General features: G+C 67.3%; 17 protein-coding genes and 1 pseudogene. 9 read left to right on the forward strand and 9 right to left on the reverse strand.

Translation table 11 applies throughout. The features are described 5' to 3' along the window. The 4 genes from ITP53_RS47670 to ITP53_RS47685 form a co-directional block, all read left to right on the forward strand. Positions 1-369 (forward strand): hypothetical protein (locus ITP53_RS47670; RefSeq protein WP_195902099.1); only part of this gene is annotated, 369 nt, incomplete at its 5' end. Between the two features lie 174 nt (positions 370-543). Beyond that, positions 544-1,038 (forward strand): hypothetical protein, encoded by a 495-nt coding sequence (locus ITP53_RS47675; RefSeq protein ID WP_195902100.1) that lies wholly within the window; start codon positions 544-546, stop codon positions 1,036-1,038. A gap of 517 nt (positions 1,039-1,555) precedes the next feature. Beyond that, the gene (locus ITP53_RS47680; protein ID WP_195902101.1) at positions 1,556-1,927 is read left to right on the forward strand and encodes a transposase; all 372 of its coding nucleotides are present in this window, start codon (positions 1,556-1,558) and stop codon (positions 1,925-1,927) included. After that, the gene (locus ITP53_RS47685; protein ID WP_195902102.1) at positions 1,924-2,835 is read left to right on the forward strand and encodes an IS3 family transposase; all 912 of its coding nucleotides are present in this window, start codon (positions 1,924-1,926) and stop codon (positions 2,833-2,835) included. Before ITP53_RS47680 ends, ITP53_RS47685 begins: the two co-directional genes overlap by 4 nt. Positions 2,836-3,157: 322 nt before the next feature. Here the strand turns inward: ITP53_RS47685 and ITP53_RS47690 are convergent, their stop codons facing one another. The 3 genes from ITP53_RS47690 to ITP53_RS47700 form a co-directional block, all read right to left on the reverse strand. Then, positions 3,158-4,081, reverse strand: a complete 924-nt coding sequence (locus ITP53_RS47690; RefSeq protein ID WP_195902103.1) for an NAD-dependent epimerase/dehydratase family protein — start codon at positions 4,079-4,081, stop codon at positions 3,158-3,160. A gap of 402 nt (positions 4,082-4,483) precedes the next feature. Beyond that, complete coding sequence (locus tag ITP53_RS47695; protein ID WP_236051997.1) at positions 4,484-4,972, reverse strand: MFS transporter; 489 nt, start codon at positions 4,970-4,972, stop codon at positions 4,484-4,486. A 61-nt stretch (positions 4,973-5,033) separates the two neighbouring features. Next, on the reverse strand, positions 5,034-6,224 hold the full coding sequence (locus tag ITP53_RS47700) for an MFS transporter (RefSeq protein ID WP_195902104.1): 1,191 nt from the start codon (positions 6,222-6,224) through the stop codon (positions 5,034-5,036). 148 nt (positions 6,225-6,372) lie between these two features. Here ITP53_RS47700 and ITP53_RS47705 point away from each other — a divergent pair, with 148 nt between their 5' ends. The 4 genes from ITP53_RS47705 to ITP53_RS47720 are packed head-to-tail and all read left to right on the forward strand — an operon-like array spanning position 6,373 to position 10,107. Beyond that, positions 6,373-6,654, forward strand: a complete 282-nt coding sequence (locus ITP53_RS47705; RefSeq protein ID WP_195902105.1) for a metal-sensitive transcriptional regulator — start codon at positions 6,373-6,375, stop codon at positions 6,652-6,654. A gap of 22 nt (positions 6,655-6,676) precedes the next feature. Beyond that, the gene (locus ITP53_RS47710; protein ID WP_195902106.1) at positions 6,677-6,889 is read left to right on the forward strand and encodes a heavy-metal-associated domain-containing protein; all 213 of its coding nucleotides are present in this window, start codon (positions 6,677-6,679) and stop codon (positions 6,887-6,889) included. Next, the gene (locus tag ITP53_RS47715; protein ID WP_195902107.1) at positions 6,886-7,851 is read left to right on the forward strand and encodes a hypothetical protein; all 966 of its coding nucleotides are present in this window, start codon (positions 6,886-6,888) and stop codon (positions 7,849-7,851) included. The genes ITP53_RS47710 and ITP53_RS47715 overlap by 4 nt, the downstream gene beginning before the upstream one ends. 21 nt (positions 7,852-7,872) lie before the next feature. Next, on the forward strand, positions 7,873-10,107 hold the full coding sequence (locus ITP53_RS47720; protein WP_195902108.1) for a heavy metal translocating P-type ATPase: 2,235 nt from the start codon (positions 7,873-7,875) through the stop codon (positions 10,105-10,107). A gap of 177 nt (positions 10,108-10,284) precedes the next feature. On the opposite strand, the gene ITP53_RS47725 is transcribed toward ITP53_RS47720, so the two are convergent. From ITP53_RS47725 to ITP53_RS61550, 3 genes are all read right to left on the reverse strand, one after another. Then, the gene (locus tag ITP53_RS47725; protein WP_195902109.1) at positions 10,285-10,620 is read right to left on the reverse strand and encodes a hypothetical protein; all 336 of its coding nucleotides are present in this window, start codon (positions 10,618-10,620) and stop codon (positions 10,285-10,287) included. 49 nt (positions 10,621-10,669) lie between these two features. After that, positions 10,670-10,921 carry a hypothetical protein gene (locus ITP53_RS47730; protein WP_195902110.1) on the reverse strand — a complete coding sequence of 84 codons (252 nt, stop codon included), beginning with the start codon at positions 10,919-10,921 and terminating at the stop codon, positions 10,670-10,672. Positions 10,922-11,037: 116 nt separating this feature from the next. Further along, positions 11,038-11,307 (reverse strand): HAD family hydrolase, encoded by a 270-nt coding sequence (locus ITP53_RS61550; RefSeq protein ID WP_407941395.1) that lies wholly within the window; start codon positions 11,305-11,307, stop codon positions 11,038-11,040. 39 nt (positions 11,308-11,346) lie between these two features. On the opposite strand from ITP53_RS61550, the gene ITP53_RS58620 reads away from it, so the two are divergent. Next, on the forward strand, positions 11,347-11,481 hold the full coding sequence (locus ITP53_RS58620; RefSeq protein ID WP_236051998.1) for a CHAP domain-containing protein: 135 nt from the start codon (positions 11,347-11,349) through the stop codon (positions 11,479-11,481). 67 nt (positions 11,482-11,548) lie between these two features. Here ITP53_RS58620 and ITP53_RS47740 read toward each other — a convergent pair whose 3' ends face one another. The 3 genes and pseudogenes from ITP53_RS47740 to ITP53_RS47750 all read right to left on the reverse strand — a co-directional run. Continuing rightward, a complete protein-coding gene (locus ITP53_RS47740; protein ID WP_207757451.1) occupies positions 11,549-11,932 on the reverse strand; it encodes a pentapeptide repeat-containing protein in 384 nt (127 codons plus the stop codon). A gap of 64 nt (positions 11,933-11,996) precedes the next feature. Beyond that, positions 11,997-12,377: a hypothetical protein gene (locus tag ITP53_RS47745; RefSeq protein ID WP_195902113.1), complete on the reverse strand. Its 381-nt coding sequence runs from the start codon at positions 12,375-12,377 to the stop codon at positions 11,997-11,999. A 739-nt stretch (positions 12,378-13,116) separates the two neighbouring features. Continuing rightward, positions 13,117-13,428 (reverse strand): annotated as a pseudogene (locus ITP53_RS47750) (hypothetical protein); the annotation flags it as partial.

A 13,428-nucleotide genomic window follows, 5' to 3' on the forward strand; every position in this document is an offset into this window, starting at 1 on the left:
GGCGACACGCGGCCGGTGGTGATGCATCTGCGGGCGGAGACGTGTTCCCGATGCTCCGTCGACGTCGAGGGTGAGGCGAAGGTGTGCGTCGCGGGGCGCTCCATCGACTACCGGCTCTCGGGCGAGGTGGCCGACCGCAACGCCAGCCGTTTCACCCTGGACAGCTACCCTTACCCCAACCCCCAGACCCCGGGCACCCACATGGGTCACCTCGACGCCATCTGGGCAGGCGGAGACGAGATCAGCATCACCGACACTCTGCGGGTCATCAATCCCGACGGATCGTGGAGCAGCGACAAGCAGCCCGCCGAGCCGTCACGTTTCCGGCTGCACCGCGGCACCGAGACGAACTTCCGAACAGCTTGCTGAACAGAGGGCAGGCCGTCCAGATCGACGGACGGGCGGACCTTCCCGGGGCTGGTCCGAATCGCCACGCAGGTAGGCGACTACTCGCGCGCTGGAGGCACTGACCGTGGTGACGTCATCGCCGACCGTGCACGATTTCTCCTGCCGTGAGGACCGCGTAGACGAAGGGATCGGCCCATGGAGGTCTTCAGGAAGTTCATGCACGCTGCGATTGTCGGCAGTGCGCTGGCTGTGGTCGCGGCTTGCGGAGGCGGCGGCGACTCGGATGGTGGTCTTCCCGGTGCGGACTCCGGTGGGGAGGGCTCCGGGAGCAGCGAGAGCTGTAAGTTCCTGACCGAGGAGGAGGTCGCTGAGGTGATCGGCCCGAGTGACGGCGGCCAGCATGACTATGCGTTCGGCGGATGTGTCTGGACGGCGTCGAGCGCCAACGGCGGCATCAATGAGGCGGTTTTCGCGGCGGTGCTGCCCAAGGCCCACTATGAGTCCCTGGCCGAGATCGGAGAGCCGGTGAGCGGTTTGGTCGACGGGGCCACCTACGCCGAGCTGCACGGCGAGCTGTGGTTCCCCTGCCGTGCGGGGGACTATTGCGGGATCAAGGTGCGAACCGCCGACTCGGATGGCCGCCAGGAGATCGCGCTGCGGCTGGCCAAGGCCCTTCAGAGCCGTGTCTAGGTGCTCGTCCCGTCACCTCGCGTTAGCTGATGTCGTTGCGCTTCACGACCTCGGCCGGTGCGATCACCTGCCGGAGATGGCCCTCACCCTCCACTCGACGGACATTTCCTCATCGGCGCGCCACACACGTTCCGCGGTGGATGGCCACACGGGATCATGAATCTCTCGCCGCTGTCGTCTCTTCTCGGCACATGCACGAGCTGGCCCGCTCGGTACCGGCCCGCGGCTCTTCCTGAGGGCACGCTTCGGTTGATGCTTTACACCCCTTACATGACCTGGGTTCCTGGGGTGATCGGTGACGATCACGTACGAGGCGGGGTTGGTTGGCGCTGGTGGAGTTGAAAGTTGTGGAGCAGCGTTATGGCGCGGTGATCGAGGTGCCGTCGGGGGCGGAGGGGGCTGCGGGGGCTCCCGGGAGGTTGGCTCCATGCGGGAGTAGCGGTTCGCACGCCTTGACGGCGGCGCCGTACAGAGCTTCCTCTCGTAGCGTGGAGACCGAACCAAGAGGGGTTTGGTCGTGACAGGAACCACGAGGCGTCGTTTTGATCCGGAGTTCCGGGCTGGGGCGGTGCGTATCGTCAAGGAGACCGGCAAGCCCGTCGCGCACATCGCGCGGGATCTTGGTATCAACGAGTACACGCTGTACAACTGGGTGCAGATGGACCGGCACGCAACAGGGCAGGTCGGGCGGGACGGCAACGGGGGCAGCAGGCTGAAGGGGTCCGAGCAGGAGGAGCTGGCGCGGCTGCGGCGGGAGAAGGCCGAGCTGGTCAAGCAGCACTCCGAGGAAAAGGCCGCCTGGGAGAAGGAGCGCGCTGAGCTGGAGGACGAGCGTGATGTCCTCAAACGATCTGTGGTCCTATGGGTCAAGGACTCGCTGAACCGATGACCGTGGTGGAGTTCATCGAGTCCCAAAGGACCGAGTTTGGTGTCCCCCACAAGATCTGCTTCCGCGCGCTGCGAGTGTCGTCCTCGTGGTTCTACAAATGGAAGAACCGCAGGCCAACGGCTCGCCAAGAGCGGCGCGCGCATCTGGATGAGGAAATCAAACGGCACTTCGCCGCCTCTGGTGGCACCTACGGATCGCCACGTATCACCCAGGACCTGAGGGCCGAGGGCTGGAAGCTGTCGGAGAACACTGTGGCCAAGCGGATGGCCGAGTTCGGCTTGGCCGGGCGCAGACCGAAGAAGCCGCGCTCGCTGACCCGGCAGGGCAAGCGGCCGGCCGCGCCGGATCTGGTGCGGCGCAAGTTCACCGCGGCCGCTGCGGACGTGCTGTGGGTCGGCGACGTCACGATGATTCACACCGATGAGGGGCCGCTGTATCTGGCCTCGGTCGAGGACCTGTTCTCTCGCCGGCTGCTCGGCTACGCCATGTCCGAGCACCATGACGCGGCTCTGACGGTCGCATCGCTGCATATGGCCGTGGTCACACGCGGTGGTGACGTGGACGGGGTGATCTTCCATTCGGATCGCGGCTCGGAATATACCGCCGCCCGCTACCAGGCCGAATGCCGCAAGCACGGGGTGGTGCAGTCGATGGGCCGGGTCGGGTGCGCGCTCGACAACGGAGCCGCCGAGTCGCTCAACAGCACCCTGAAGGTCGAGTTCGTATACCGGCATCACTTCCGCACCCGGGCGGAGGCCCGGCTGAAGATCGCGACCTGGATCGCGGACTTCTACAACGTCAAGCGCAGGCACAGTGCCAACGACGGGCTGCCGCCTGTCACATTCGAGCGTCGGATGATCGAGAAGAGGCAGGCATCAACGGCCCTGCTGAGGGCCGCTGTGGCATAGGACCGTCTCCACGGTTTGAAGTTTGAGGGGATTGACATCCCCTTGAACAGGCGGCCATGACGCGCATGCCACCCGCGGAGCCCCACAAGGATCAAAGAGACTAATACTCGCGTTCGCGACGCAACCGGGGGACACCCGAAGGTGAGGGCTCCAGCGTCAATCTAGTGCACGGTCTCACGGAGCCAAGCCGTACCGACGTCAGCGGGCAGCACACGCACCCATTCTCATCCGCTGGAAGCGGGCTACGCAGGAGCCCATCAAAATCTAGTGCGTGGATGGGGTTTTCGGCAGACGCACTGGCGGATGGCTGGGTGATCAACCGTCAGGTGGTACGTGTAGCGGCGATGGTGGCCTTGAGGGCGGCATCGAGCGGGGTGGCGGTCATGCCAAAGGTGTTCTCGAACGCCGAGGAGTCGACGACGAAGGGGCGGTCGAACTGGTAGCGGGTCTCTTTCAGCTCGCGGATGACGGGGTTGGTCAGCTCAAGTGCGAGCAGGATCGGCGCCGGGGGGCGGTTGAGGCGCGGTGCGGGCGCTCCGGCGAGTTCGCACAGCCGCCCGGCCAGTGCGCGGGCCGGCAGCGCCAGGTTGGTGGGAGTGTGCCAGGCACGGCCCCAGGCGCGCTCGTCGGTGGCGGCGATGGCCATCGCGGCGGCCACGTCGGGCAGATAGGTCCACGAGTGGGGCTGGTCGGCGTCGCCGAGGAAGGAGGTGCGCTTGCCGGCGAGCAGCGAAGGCACGAAGCGTGTGCCGACGGGGGTCTGGTCGCTGGCGCCCGGACCGAAGTAGTCGGAACTGCGAATCTCAGTGACGCGGGCACGGCCGGCCTGGTGCGCGGCCAGCGCGTCAGTCCACATCTGGGTGCGGACACGGCCCTTGACGCCGGTGGCGGCGAGGGGGAGGCCCTCGGTCATCGGCGTCGTCACGGGTCCGTAGGCGTAGAGGTTGCCGGCGGTGACGAGCACCGCGCCGGTGGCCTCGGCGGCGGCCAGCAACGCAGAAGCCAGCGGCGGCCAGTCCTGGGACCAGCGGGTGTAGGCGGGGCCTGCGCAGTTGTGGAGGGCGTCGGCGCCCTTGACGATCTGGGTGAGCGGGCCGCGGTCGGTGAGGTCGGCCGCGACGGACTCGACGCCGGCTGGGCCCTTGCCTGACCTGGTGATGACCACGACCTGGTGTCCCTGTGCGAGCAGGTGCTGGGCAAGGTGCTTGCCGACTTGTCCTGCTCCTGCGATGACGTGCTTGCCCATGGTGTCTCTTCCGTTGGAAGCGCCGATCTCTTATAAGAGCAATGCTCTATCAAGGTGATACTCAAGTCAAGAGCAGTGCTCTCATTTCAGGGCACCGATCTAATCGACGAGGTCGAGTGCGCGCCGGTTTACTGAACAGACCCAGCCGCGGCTCCTGGCCGGCCACAGAAGGGGTCGCGATCGGCGGGCCCGTAGATGGCGCAGTCAGGAGGTTCCGGTTTCTGCGGCCAGGATCTCTGCGCCGGCCTGGGCGACGGTAAGCGTCGCTCGTCTGCCGTCCTGCTCGGATGAGGCCCGGGTGACGTAGCCGTGCTACCGGGCCGATCAAGCCCACCGGGCCACCGAACGGCGCGTTCACCGGCGCAAGACCGCCCCCTCGGGGGCGCCAGGCGCCACCGACGCCTACGGGCGCGACCCGCAAACAGCCCGCGACGTGGCCGCACAGTTCACCGAACTACTGGTCCAGACAGGGCTCCCCCAGATGACGGCCAAGGTGCCGGCCTCGTGGCCGAACAGCATCATGAGCAGGGTGAGGGCGGACGGCGCGATCAGCGCGGCGCCCACTCCTTGAACGGCGCGGCCGGTCAGCTCGACCCACACCTCAGGCGCGATGCCGGCGACGAGTGAGCCCGCGAGCAGGATCAGCCAGCCGGTGCTGAAGAGCCGGCGGGCGCCGAACAGGTCCGACAGGCGGCCGCCCAGCAGGAGCAGGCCGCCGAAGGCGACGACGTAGGCATTGAAGACCCAGGACAGGTTCTCCTGGGAGAAGCCGAGGTCTTGCTGGATGCGGGGGAGGGCGACGCCGATGATCGATGTGTCCATGATGACGATGAACTGGGCGGTGGCGATCAGGGCCAGGGCGGTCCAGCGCCGGGGGGATGGTGCGGACATGGATATATACCCTTATGGGGTATTGCGATACCACGAGGGGGTATATGCCAATCGCGGGCGGCTAGCGCTCGGTTTCCGGGTGCCGCCACAGCACCGCCAGAGCGATCACGGCGGCCGGGATGGTCAGCGTGAAACCGATGACCATCCCGGTGCCGAGCCCGACGACTTCCTGCAGCCACCCAAGCGCCACATACAGCGCCCCGGCCACGGCGACCGACACGCCGAGGACCATCCCGGTGGCGGTCGCCGGTGCGTCCGGTGCGAGGTCTTGTGCGATCACGACGTTGATCGGGCTGCTCATGTACAGCAGCACGCCCGCCAGAGCGGCGGCGGCGAAGTAGGGCACGCCGCCCGGTTCGAGCCCGACGATGGCGATCAGTGGCGCGGCTGCGGCGACCAGGGAGCCGACCAGCACGATCCGGCGGCCGAGCCGCGGGGCGAGCACGCCGCCGAGTAGCGAGCCCAGTCCCGCGGCCAGGGAGAAGGCGGCCAGCGTCCATCCGATCAGCCCGTCGTCGGTGGCCAGGCCGTGTTCGCGCACCAGCCAGATGGGCATCGAGCTGGTGAAGGTGACGAAGGGGACGCTCGCCAGGCTCGCCGCGAGGGTGAGTCCGCCGATGGGGCCGCGCAGCAGTCGGAGCTGGAAGAGCGTCCGCAGGGGGCGGCGCCCGTGTGGCTGCCAATCGGGCAGCAGCAGATAGACCAGCACCGCGAGCAGGATGCCCGGGGCCATCAGCCACGGGGTGACGGCGATGCCGAAGGCCGAGACTGCGGAGAGGATCAGCACCGGCCCGAGGGCGAACCCGATCATCCCGCCGGCGGTGAACAATCCCACGCCGAGGACCCGGTTCGGTACGGTCGGGCCACCCGCGATCGCCGTACCCACCGGATGCAGCGCGGCCGAGCCCATGCCGCCGATGATCAGCAGGACGAAAACGGCGGCGAGAACGGGCGCGACCCCGATCAGGCTGAGGAACAACGAGGCCAGCAGCACGCCCGTGGCCCCGACCAGCCGCGGGCTGCGATCTTCCGCCAGCGCGCCGAAAACGGGCTGAGTGACTGACGACGCGATCGAGTAGACGGCGACGATCAGAGCCAGCACCGTCGGCCCCAGCTCGAAGCGGGCCTGCAACGTCGGCAGCAGGGCGCCCAGCATCGCGGTGATCGCATCGTTGACGACATGGACGGCGGCGAGGAAGACGGCGAGTGCCGTCCCTCCGAGTACGCCTGGTTGGCGAATCACGTGTGGCATCTCAAACTCCCCAGTTTCGCGATCTTGGCTGCGTTCCGGACACCCTCCACCCGCGTCGGCGGCGGTCGCGGAGGGACTGTCGGCTTCCAGGAATACCATAGGGGGGTATAGTGTTCTTCACAGCAGCGAGCCCGATGGGAGGGTGGACATGGCCGGATACACCGATAGCAAGCAGAGCCACGCGATGCGGTTGCGCCGCATCGAGGGGCAGATCCGCGGTCTGCAGCGCATGGTCGAAGACGACAAATACTGCATCGACGTCCTGACTCAGGTGTCGGCGGCGACCAGCGCACTCAAGTCGTTCTCCCTGTCGCTGCTCGAAGAGCACCTGGCCCACTGCGTGGCTGAGGCCACCAGGAAAGGCGGTCCCGAGGCCGACGCCAAGGTCAAGGAGGCGTCCGACGCCATCGCCAGACTTGTTCGTTCCTGACCGGATTGAAGGAGAGATCGATATGAGCACCGCCACCTACACCGTCAAGGGCATGACCTGCGGCCACTGCGTCAGCTCGGTCAAGGAAGGGGTCAGCGAAGTGGCCGGCGTCACCCAAGTCGAGGTGGACCTGGCCTCTGGGCTGCTGACCGTGGACAGCGACGGCCCGATCGACGCGGCGAAGATCGTCGCCGCGGTTGAAGAGGCCGGATATGAAGTGGCGAATCAGTCATGAACACCGCAGCCAAGCTCGGCTCCTACGTCCTGGGGCTGGCCGTCGTGTTCGGCGGCGCTCTGGGCGTGGGCAGGACGGTGGGGCCGGTGGGAGCACCGGCGGTCGAGGACCACGCCGCCATGGCGGCGCCCACCGCGACCGCGGGACATGGTGAGCACGCCACCCAACAGGTCAAAAGCGATACCCCTGGGGGGCTCCAAGTGTCCGAGAACGGCTACACCCTCACCCCGCTCACCGCGACGATCAAGCCCGGTGAGCGAACCGACTTCCGCTTCACCGTCACCGGCCCCGACGGCCGGCCGGTCACCGATTACCAGGTGGAACACGACAAGAAGCTGCACTTCATCGTCGTGTCCCGCGATCTTGTCAGCTTCCAGCACGTGCATCCGGAGCTGGCCAAGGACGGCACCTGGTCGATCGAGTTGACGCTCCCGACGGCGGGGACCTACCGCGCCTTCGCCGACTTCGCGCCCACCGGTGGCGAGGTCCTGACGCTGGGCACCGACCTGCTCGTGGCCGGCGACTACACGCCCAAGGCACTGCCCGAGCTCAGCCGCACCGCGACGGTCGACGGATACACCGTCACCTTGGACGGCGATCTGACGCCCGGGCAGGCGAGCAGGCTCAGCCTCAAGGTGAGCAAGGACGGCGAGCCGGTCACCGACCTGCAGCCCTACCTGGGCGCCTACGGCCACCTGGTGGCCCTGCGCGCCCGGGACCTGGCCTACCTGCACGTCCACCCGGACGGCGAGCCCGGCGACGGCAAGACCAAGCCGGGGCCCGAGATCGTCTTCTACGCCGAGGTGCCCAGCAACGGCGACTACCGGTTGTTCCTGGACTTCCAGCATGAGGGCGAGGTCCGTACCGCGGACTTCACCCTCGGCGCCGGTCAGAAGGCGGCGACCCCCAAGCCGACTCCGACAGCCACGCCCAGTGCGCACGGCGACGACCACGGCCACTGAACGAGAGAAAGGGGAACGGTGATGTCCCAGGTCACCGAGGACCGGCAGAACGCGGTCGAGCTCTCGATCGGCGGCATGACCTGCGCCTCGTGCGCCAACCGCATCGAGCGCAAGCTGAACAAGATGGACGGCGTCACGGCGACGGTCAACTACGCGACGGAGAAGGCCAAGGTCACTTTCCCGGACGGCGTGGATGCGCAGAAGCTCATCGCCGAGGTGGAGAAGGCCGGTTACACGGCAGCGTTGCCCGCGCCGCCGAAGAGCGAGACGGCCGAGCAGGAGCAGCAGGATGAGCTTCAGCCGCTGCGCCAGCGGCTCATCACGGCAGTCGTGCTGAGCGTGCCGGTGATCGCGATGGCGATGATCCCGCCGTTGCAGTTCACGAACTGGCAGTGGCTGTCGCTGACGCTCGCCGCGCCAGTGGTGGTGTACGCGGGCTGGCCTTTCCACAAGGCCGCCTGGACGAACCTGCGGCACGGCGCCGCGACCATGGACACGCTGATCTCGGGTGGCACCATCGCCGCGCTGGCCTGGTCGTTGTGGGCGCTGTTCTTCGGCACGGCCGGGACGCCCGGTATGACGCACCCGTTCGCGTTCACCATCGAGCGCACCGACGGCTCGGGCAACATCTACCTAGAGACCGCGGCGGCGGTGACGGCGTTCATCCTGGCCGGGCGCTACTTCGAGGCACGGTCCAAGCGGACCGCTGGCGCAGCCCTGCGGGCGCTGCTGGAGCTGGGCGCCAAGGAAGTGGCGGTGTTGCGGGGCGGCGTGGAGACGCGCATCCCCAGTGACCAGCTCCACGTGGGAGACCGGTTCGTGGTGCGGCCGGGCGAGAAGATCGCCACTGACGGTGTGATCGAGGAAGGGACCTCGGCGGTCGATGCCTCGATGTTGACCGGGGAGTCGGTGCCGGTCGAGGTGAGGCAGGGCGACGCGGTCACGGGTGCGACCGTGAACGCGGGTGGTCGTCTGGTCGCCCGGGCCACCCGGGTGGGTGCCGACACCCAGCTGGCCCAGATGGCGAAGCTGGTGGAGGAGGCGCAGACCGGCAAGGCTCAGGTGCAGCGGCTGGCCGATCGCATCTCGGGCATCTTCGTGCCGATCGTGATCGCGCTCGCCCTCGGCACGCTGGGCTTCTGGCTCGGCACCGGCGACGGCATGGGGGCCGCGTTCACCGCCGCCGTGGCGGTGCTGATCATCGCCTGCCCGTGCGCGCTGGGCCTGGCCACGCCGACGGCGCTGCTGGTGGGCACCGGCCGGGGTGCTCAGCTGGGCATCCTGATCAAGGGTCCCGAGGTGCTGGAGTCCACTCGCAAGATCAACACCGTGGTGCTGGACAAGACCGGCACGGTCACCGAGGGCAAGATGACCCTGGTGGGGGTCCACTTGGCGGAGGACGAGAGCGAGGAGGAGGTGCTGCGCCTGGCGGGCGCGCTGGAGCACGCCTCCGAGCACCCCATCGCTCAGGCCGTCGCCAAGGGAGCCGCCGCCCGCGTCGGCGAGTTGCCCGCACCGGAGGACTTCGCCAACGCCGAAGGGCTCGGCGTGCAGGGCATCGTGGACGGGCACGCGGTCCTCGTCGGCCGCCCCCGCCTGCTGGAGGAGTGGTCCCAGCACCTCCCGGCGGACCTGGAGCGAGACCTGCACGAGGCCCAGGCCGCCGGCCGTACCGCCGTCGCGGTGGGTTGGGACGGCAAGGCACGGGCGGTGCTGGTGGTGGCCGACGTGGTCAAGCCGACCAGCAAGGAGGCCGTCGCGCAGCTGCGTGCCCTCGGCCTCACGCCGGTGCTGCTGACGGGCGACAACGAGGCCGTGGCGAAGACGGTGGCCGCCGAGGTGGGCATCGACGAAGTGATCGCCGAGGTGCTGCCCGCCGACAAGGTGGATGTCGTCAAGGAGTTGCAGTCCGAAGGCAAGGTCGTGGCCATGGTGGGCGACGGGGTCAACGACGCCGCCGCTCTGGCCCGGGCCGACCTGGGCCTCGCGATGGGCACCGGCACCGACGCCGCCATCGAGGCCTCCGACCTCACCCTGGTCAGGGGCGATCTGCGGGTGGCGGCCGACGCCATCCGGCTGTCCCGCAGGACGCTCGGCACGATCAAGGGCAACCTGTTCTGGGCCTTCGCGTACAACGTGGCCGCCCTGCCGCTGGCCGCGCTCGGCCTCCTCAACCCGATGATCGCGGGCGCGGCGATGGCGTTCTCCAGCGTGTTCGTGGTCAGCAACAGCCTGCGGCTGCGCCGCTTCAAGTAACAGCGATCGGATGGCTCCGAGCGAACACCGGCTCGGAGCCATTCCGCGTGGAATAGGCAGGACGGGGCGCGGGCTTGAGGCGGGGAGGTACGGGTCATGAACGACGACAGCCCCGTGTGGCTGCGCTGGACGGTGCCTTGCGATTCCATCGTGACCAGGCCCAGCCCGTTCGCTTCCTCACGCAGGTGGACGGGACGAGATCCGTTCACTCACGCGTGGACCGGCGCCTTCCGCGGCGACGTCGCACCCGGCGAACTCGCCGCCTACTGCCTGCACGCATGTCTCATCGGCCCAGACCACTCCCTTGTCGAGCCCGATCTTCTGGGTGGCGACGATGAGATCCAGGCGCCGCTGCAGTCCGGGGACCTGCTGGCCGATCTGGTAACCGACGTCCTTGAGCAGGCCCGGTCCGGTCATGCCTGCACCGATCGAGTTCAACGCGCCGCTGATCTGGACGTCGACCTCCGCCCATGACCGCTCCAGGCGCTTGATCTCGTCGATCAACTGCGTCATCAGCGTTGGGGTTGATGCCGACCCGATTCGGGCTCATCGGCGAAACCCATCAGACGGCGAGGCCGGTGGCTGCCCTAGCCAAGATCCCGATGGATCCGTAGAAGATTTCTCGGTCTCGGAACACGCGCTTGTAGGCCGCCTCCCAAGCTTGGCAGTCCTTGATGAGCTTGTCCGCGGCCTTGCCCTTCATCGCGCCGCTTTCGAGCAGGGCGATGAGCTTGCGCACGTCATCGGCGTGCTCGTGCTGTAATCGCTCGATCGTGCGCCGAGCGGCCTCAATCTGTTCCTGCGTCGCCATCATCCGGGATCCTGGATCTCTGCGGACGACTATCTATGGGGTCAATGTGAAGATAAAGGGCAGCCACAGTGCCGTCGAGCTGAACTGCTAAAGCAGCATGAGCTCAACCATTTTCTCGGCTACCGCGTATCACGCAGGATGGCGATGGCCTCTGCGGCATCGGCGACCACGTGGTCGGCTCGGTGGTCGTGCCCTGGCCACCTTCCTCGGTCGATCCAGATCGCCCGAAGGCCGGCGGTCTGGGTTCCCTTGATGTCCGCGATGAGGTTGTCGCCCACCATCCAGCGCCCTCGGCGAAGCTGGCCCCCGTACCGCTGAGCGGCTATCCAGAACAGGCCGGTACCGGGTTTCCGGATGCCCTCGACCCCGGATACCGCGCAGTGGTTCAAGAACCGCGGCCAGTGCGGGCAGACCCCGCGTAAGGGGCCGTGGTCTTCTTCGACTGGTCCGGGAGCAAGAACATCCCGGCCATCGACCGCGTCGGCGTCGTTGAGTCCGTCCACAAGGACGGGACGGTGGTGACGATCGAAGGCAACACCGCAAAACCAGGTCAAGCGACGTGAGCGGTCCATGAGCACGATCGCCGGGTTCGGACGTGGCCGAAGCTACTGCGTGTAACCTGATCGCGACTTAGAACTTGGTTGTGTTGTCTATCCTTGCGACTTTGCGGATCTCTTCCGGCGTTATACCTTGAACGTTTCTCAGGTCCGCGCCTCTCAGGTCCGCGACTCTGTCCGCGCCGTAAAGCTCCGGGTTCAAGCCCGCGTTGGTCAGGTCCGCGTTGTTCAGGAACGCGCCGTTGAGGTCCGCGCCGCCCAGGTCCGCGCCGTTCAGGTCCGCGCGTCTCAGGTCTGCGGCGAACAGGTTCGCGCCCGTCAGGTTCGCGGCGAGCAGGTTCGCGCCGGTCAGGTCCGCGCCTTCCAGCTTCGCGTTGGTCAGGTCCGCGCCGAGCAGGTCCGCGCCGTTCAGGTACACGTATTGCCAGTCTGCATATTCGAAGTGAGCGGCAATCAAAGGCGGTGAGTTTGTCAGGCTGATCCGAGGGAGGGTGCCGAGAACCCGAAGCGCAGTTCCTACGTCAGCTTTTGGCTTCTCCCTTGTTCGTGATGGGGCGATCACGTTCCAGGATGAACGCCACAACGACTTGCCGGATCGTTTCGGCGTCGGGCGGAGAGTCTTTGGCGATCCGCTCCAGTGCGTATAGACCGCCGATACGCACCTCAACGGACTTGTCGGAGCCGATCTGCTCGACGGCCTTGGTGTACCGGTCGGTGATCTGCTGCTGCTGGGTAGTCCGGAGCGTTTCCTGCCCTGTCTCCCATGTTAACGCTGTGTAGATGAGACCGCCGGCGGTGAAGATCAGGCCGAGGAGCACGCCGAGCGAGGTGAGGTGCTGCCAGGGTCGCTGGCGATGAGCATCGTGCAGCTCTTGTCGTTTCTCCACGGGCAAGGCGTCCAACTCCGCTTGCGTCGGCGGAGTGGCCCGTGGTCGGCGGTTCTTCAGCCAGCGTCGTCGCGCTGGGCGTGATGGTGGTGATCCTGGCTGCGGTGTTGGTCGGGCGAGGTTCCGGAAGGTTCTCGTCACGCGCTGGGGACGTGCTTGTGTCTGTGGGCCGCTGGTCGGCTCCGGCGCAGCAGGCGGCAGCCGAACGGTGGATTCGTCAGGGGCGGTCACGCTCGGGACGGTAACCGAAGCGTTGATGATCTGGCTACAACTTGTCAGGGCCTAAGCGCTGTTGCTGGGCGGAACTCCTCCGCCCACTGCAGGAACGCGGCATCGAGGTCGATGAGCGTCCGATCGAGGTCAAAGAGAGCAAGTCACTGCCAACCATAGAGACGATCAGCTTTGCCGCGACAGTCTGCTCTGCGAATCTGGGGTCGACCTGGGGAAATGCCCTCAAGATTGTCCCCGGATCTTGGACCTACGGCTGCATATGGCTGCTTTCAGCGGCCTGCCAAGGGCCGGACAAGCAAAAGACCTGCGGTTGAGAAACCGCAGGTCGGGAGGCGAAATGCCTGGTCAGGGCATCGACGGGCTCAAGGAGCGCAGCGGCCGGCCGCCCCGCCTCCGATCGAAAGGGGTCGCGAGGCGCCGGAGGCAGCGCCTCGCGACCTTGATCACTCAGTGAATCCGTGCTGCTTGAGGTGGGCGACTAACTCACCCATGTCTTTGGGCTTGGACCAGGCTTAGTGCCAAGTTAACTCGGCACTTCCTCCCGTCGCCGGTCATCGCCGGCTGTGGCGGGGATGGCGTTGTCGATGAGGACGGCGGCGATGGCGGCGGCGGTGGGGAAGGCGTCGGCGTTGAGGACCCGGGTGCGGGCCGCGGCGCCGTCGATGAGCAGCGCGAGCTGCTCGCCGAGCTGTTCAGGGTCGGCGGCGCCGGCTTCGCGGGCGGTGTCGGCGAGCCGCGCGGCGACGGCTTTCTTGTAGTCGCGTGCGTACTGGGATGCGGGGTGCTGGGGGTCGTGGAGTTCGACGGCGGCGGCGATGTAGGGGCACAGGGGGGT

Source organism: Nonomuraea cypriaca (genome assembly GCF_015645445.1).
In the GTDB taxonomy this organism is placed as follows: domain Bacteria; phylum Actinomycetota; class Actinomycetes; order Streptosporangiales; family Streptosporangiaceae; genus Nonomuraea; species Nonomuraea cypriaca.

What these genes read in the sequence shown, in the direction of transcription:
- ITP53_RS47675 (WP_195902100.1), top strand. Translation starts at nt 544, where the DNA reads ATGGAGGTCTTCAGGAAGTTCATGCACGCTGCGATTGTCGGCAGTGCG.
- ITP53_RS47685 (WP_195902102.1), top strand. Translation starts at nt 1,924, where the DNA reads ATGACCGTGGTGGAGTTCATCGAGTCCCAAAGGACCGAGTTTGGTGTC.
- ITP53_RS47690 (WP_195902103.1), bottom strand. Translation starts at nt 4,081, where the DNA reads ATGGGCAAGCACGTCATCGCAGGAGCAGGACAAGTCGGCAAGCACCTT.
- ITP53_RS47695 (WP_236051997.1), bottom strand. Translation starts at nt 4,972, where the DNA reads ATGTCCGCACCATCCCCCCGGCGCTGGACCGCCCTGGCCCTGATCGCC.
- ITP53_RS47700 (WP_195902104.1), bottom strand. Translation starts at nt 6,224, where the DNA reads ATGCCACACGTGATTCGCCAACCAGGCGTACTCGGAGGGACGGCACTC.
- ITP53_RS47705 (WP_195902105.1), top strand. Translation starts at nt 6,373, where the DNA reads ATGGCCGGATACACCGATAGCAAGCAGAGCCACGCGATGCGGTTGCGC.
- ITP53_RS47710 (WP_195902106.1), top strand. Translation starts at nt 6,677, where the DNA reads ATGAGCACCGCCACCTACACCGTCAAGGGCATGACCTGCGGCCACTGC.
- ITP53_RS47715 (WP_195902107.1), top strand. Translation starts at nt 6,886, where the DNA reads ATGAACACCGCAGCCAAGCTCGGCTCCTACGTCCTGGGGCTGGCCGTC.
- ITP53_RS47720 (WP_195902108.1), top strand. Translation starts at nt 7,873, where the DNA reads ATGTCCCAGGTCACCGAGGACCGGCAGAACGCGGTCGAGCTCTCGATC.
- ITP53_RS47725 (WP_195902109.1), bottom strand. Translation starts at nt 10,620, where the DNA reads ATGACGCAGTTGATCGACGAGATCAAGCGCCTGGAGCGGTCATGGGCG.
- ITP53_RS47730 (WP_195902110.1), bottom strand. Translation starts at nt 10,921, where the DNA reads ATGATGGCGACGCAGGAACAGATTGAGGCCGCTCGGCGCACGATCGAG.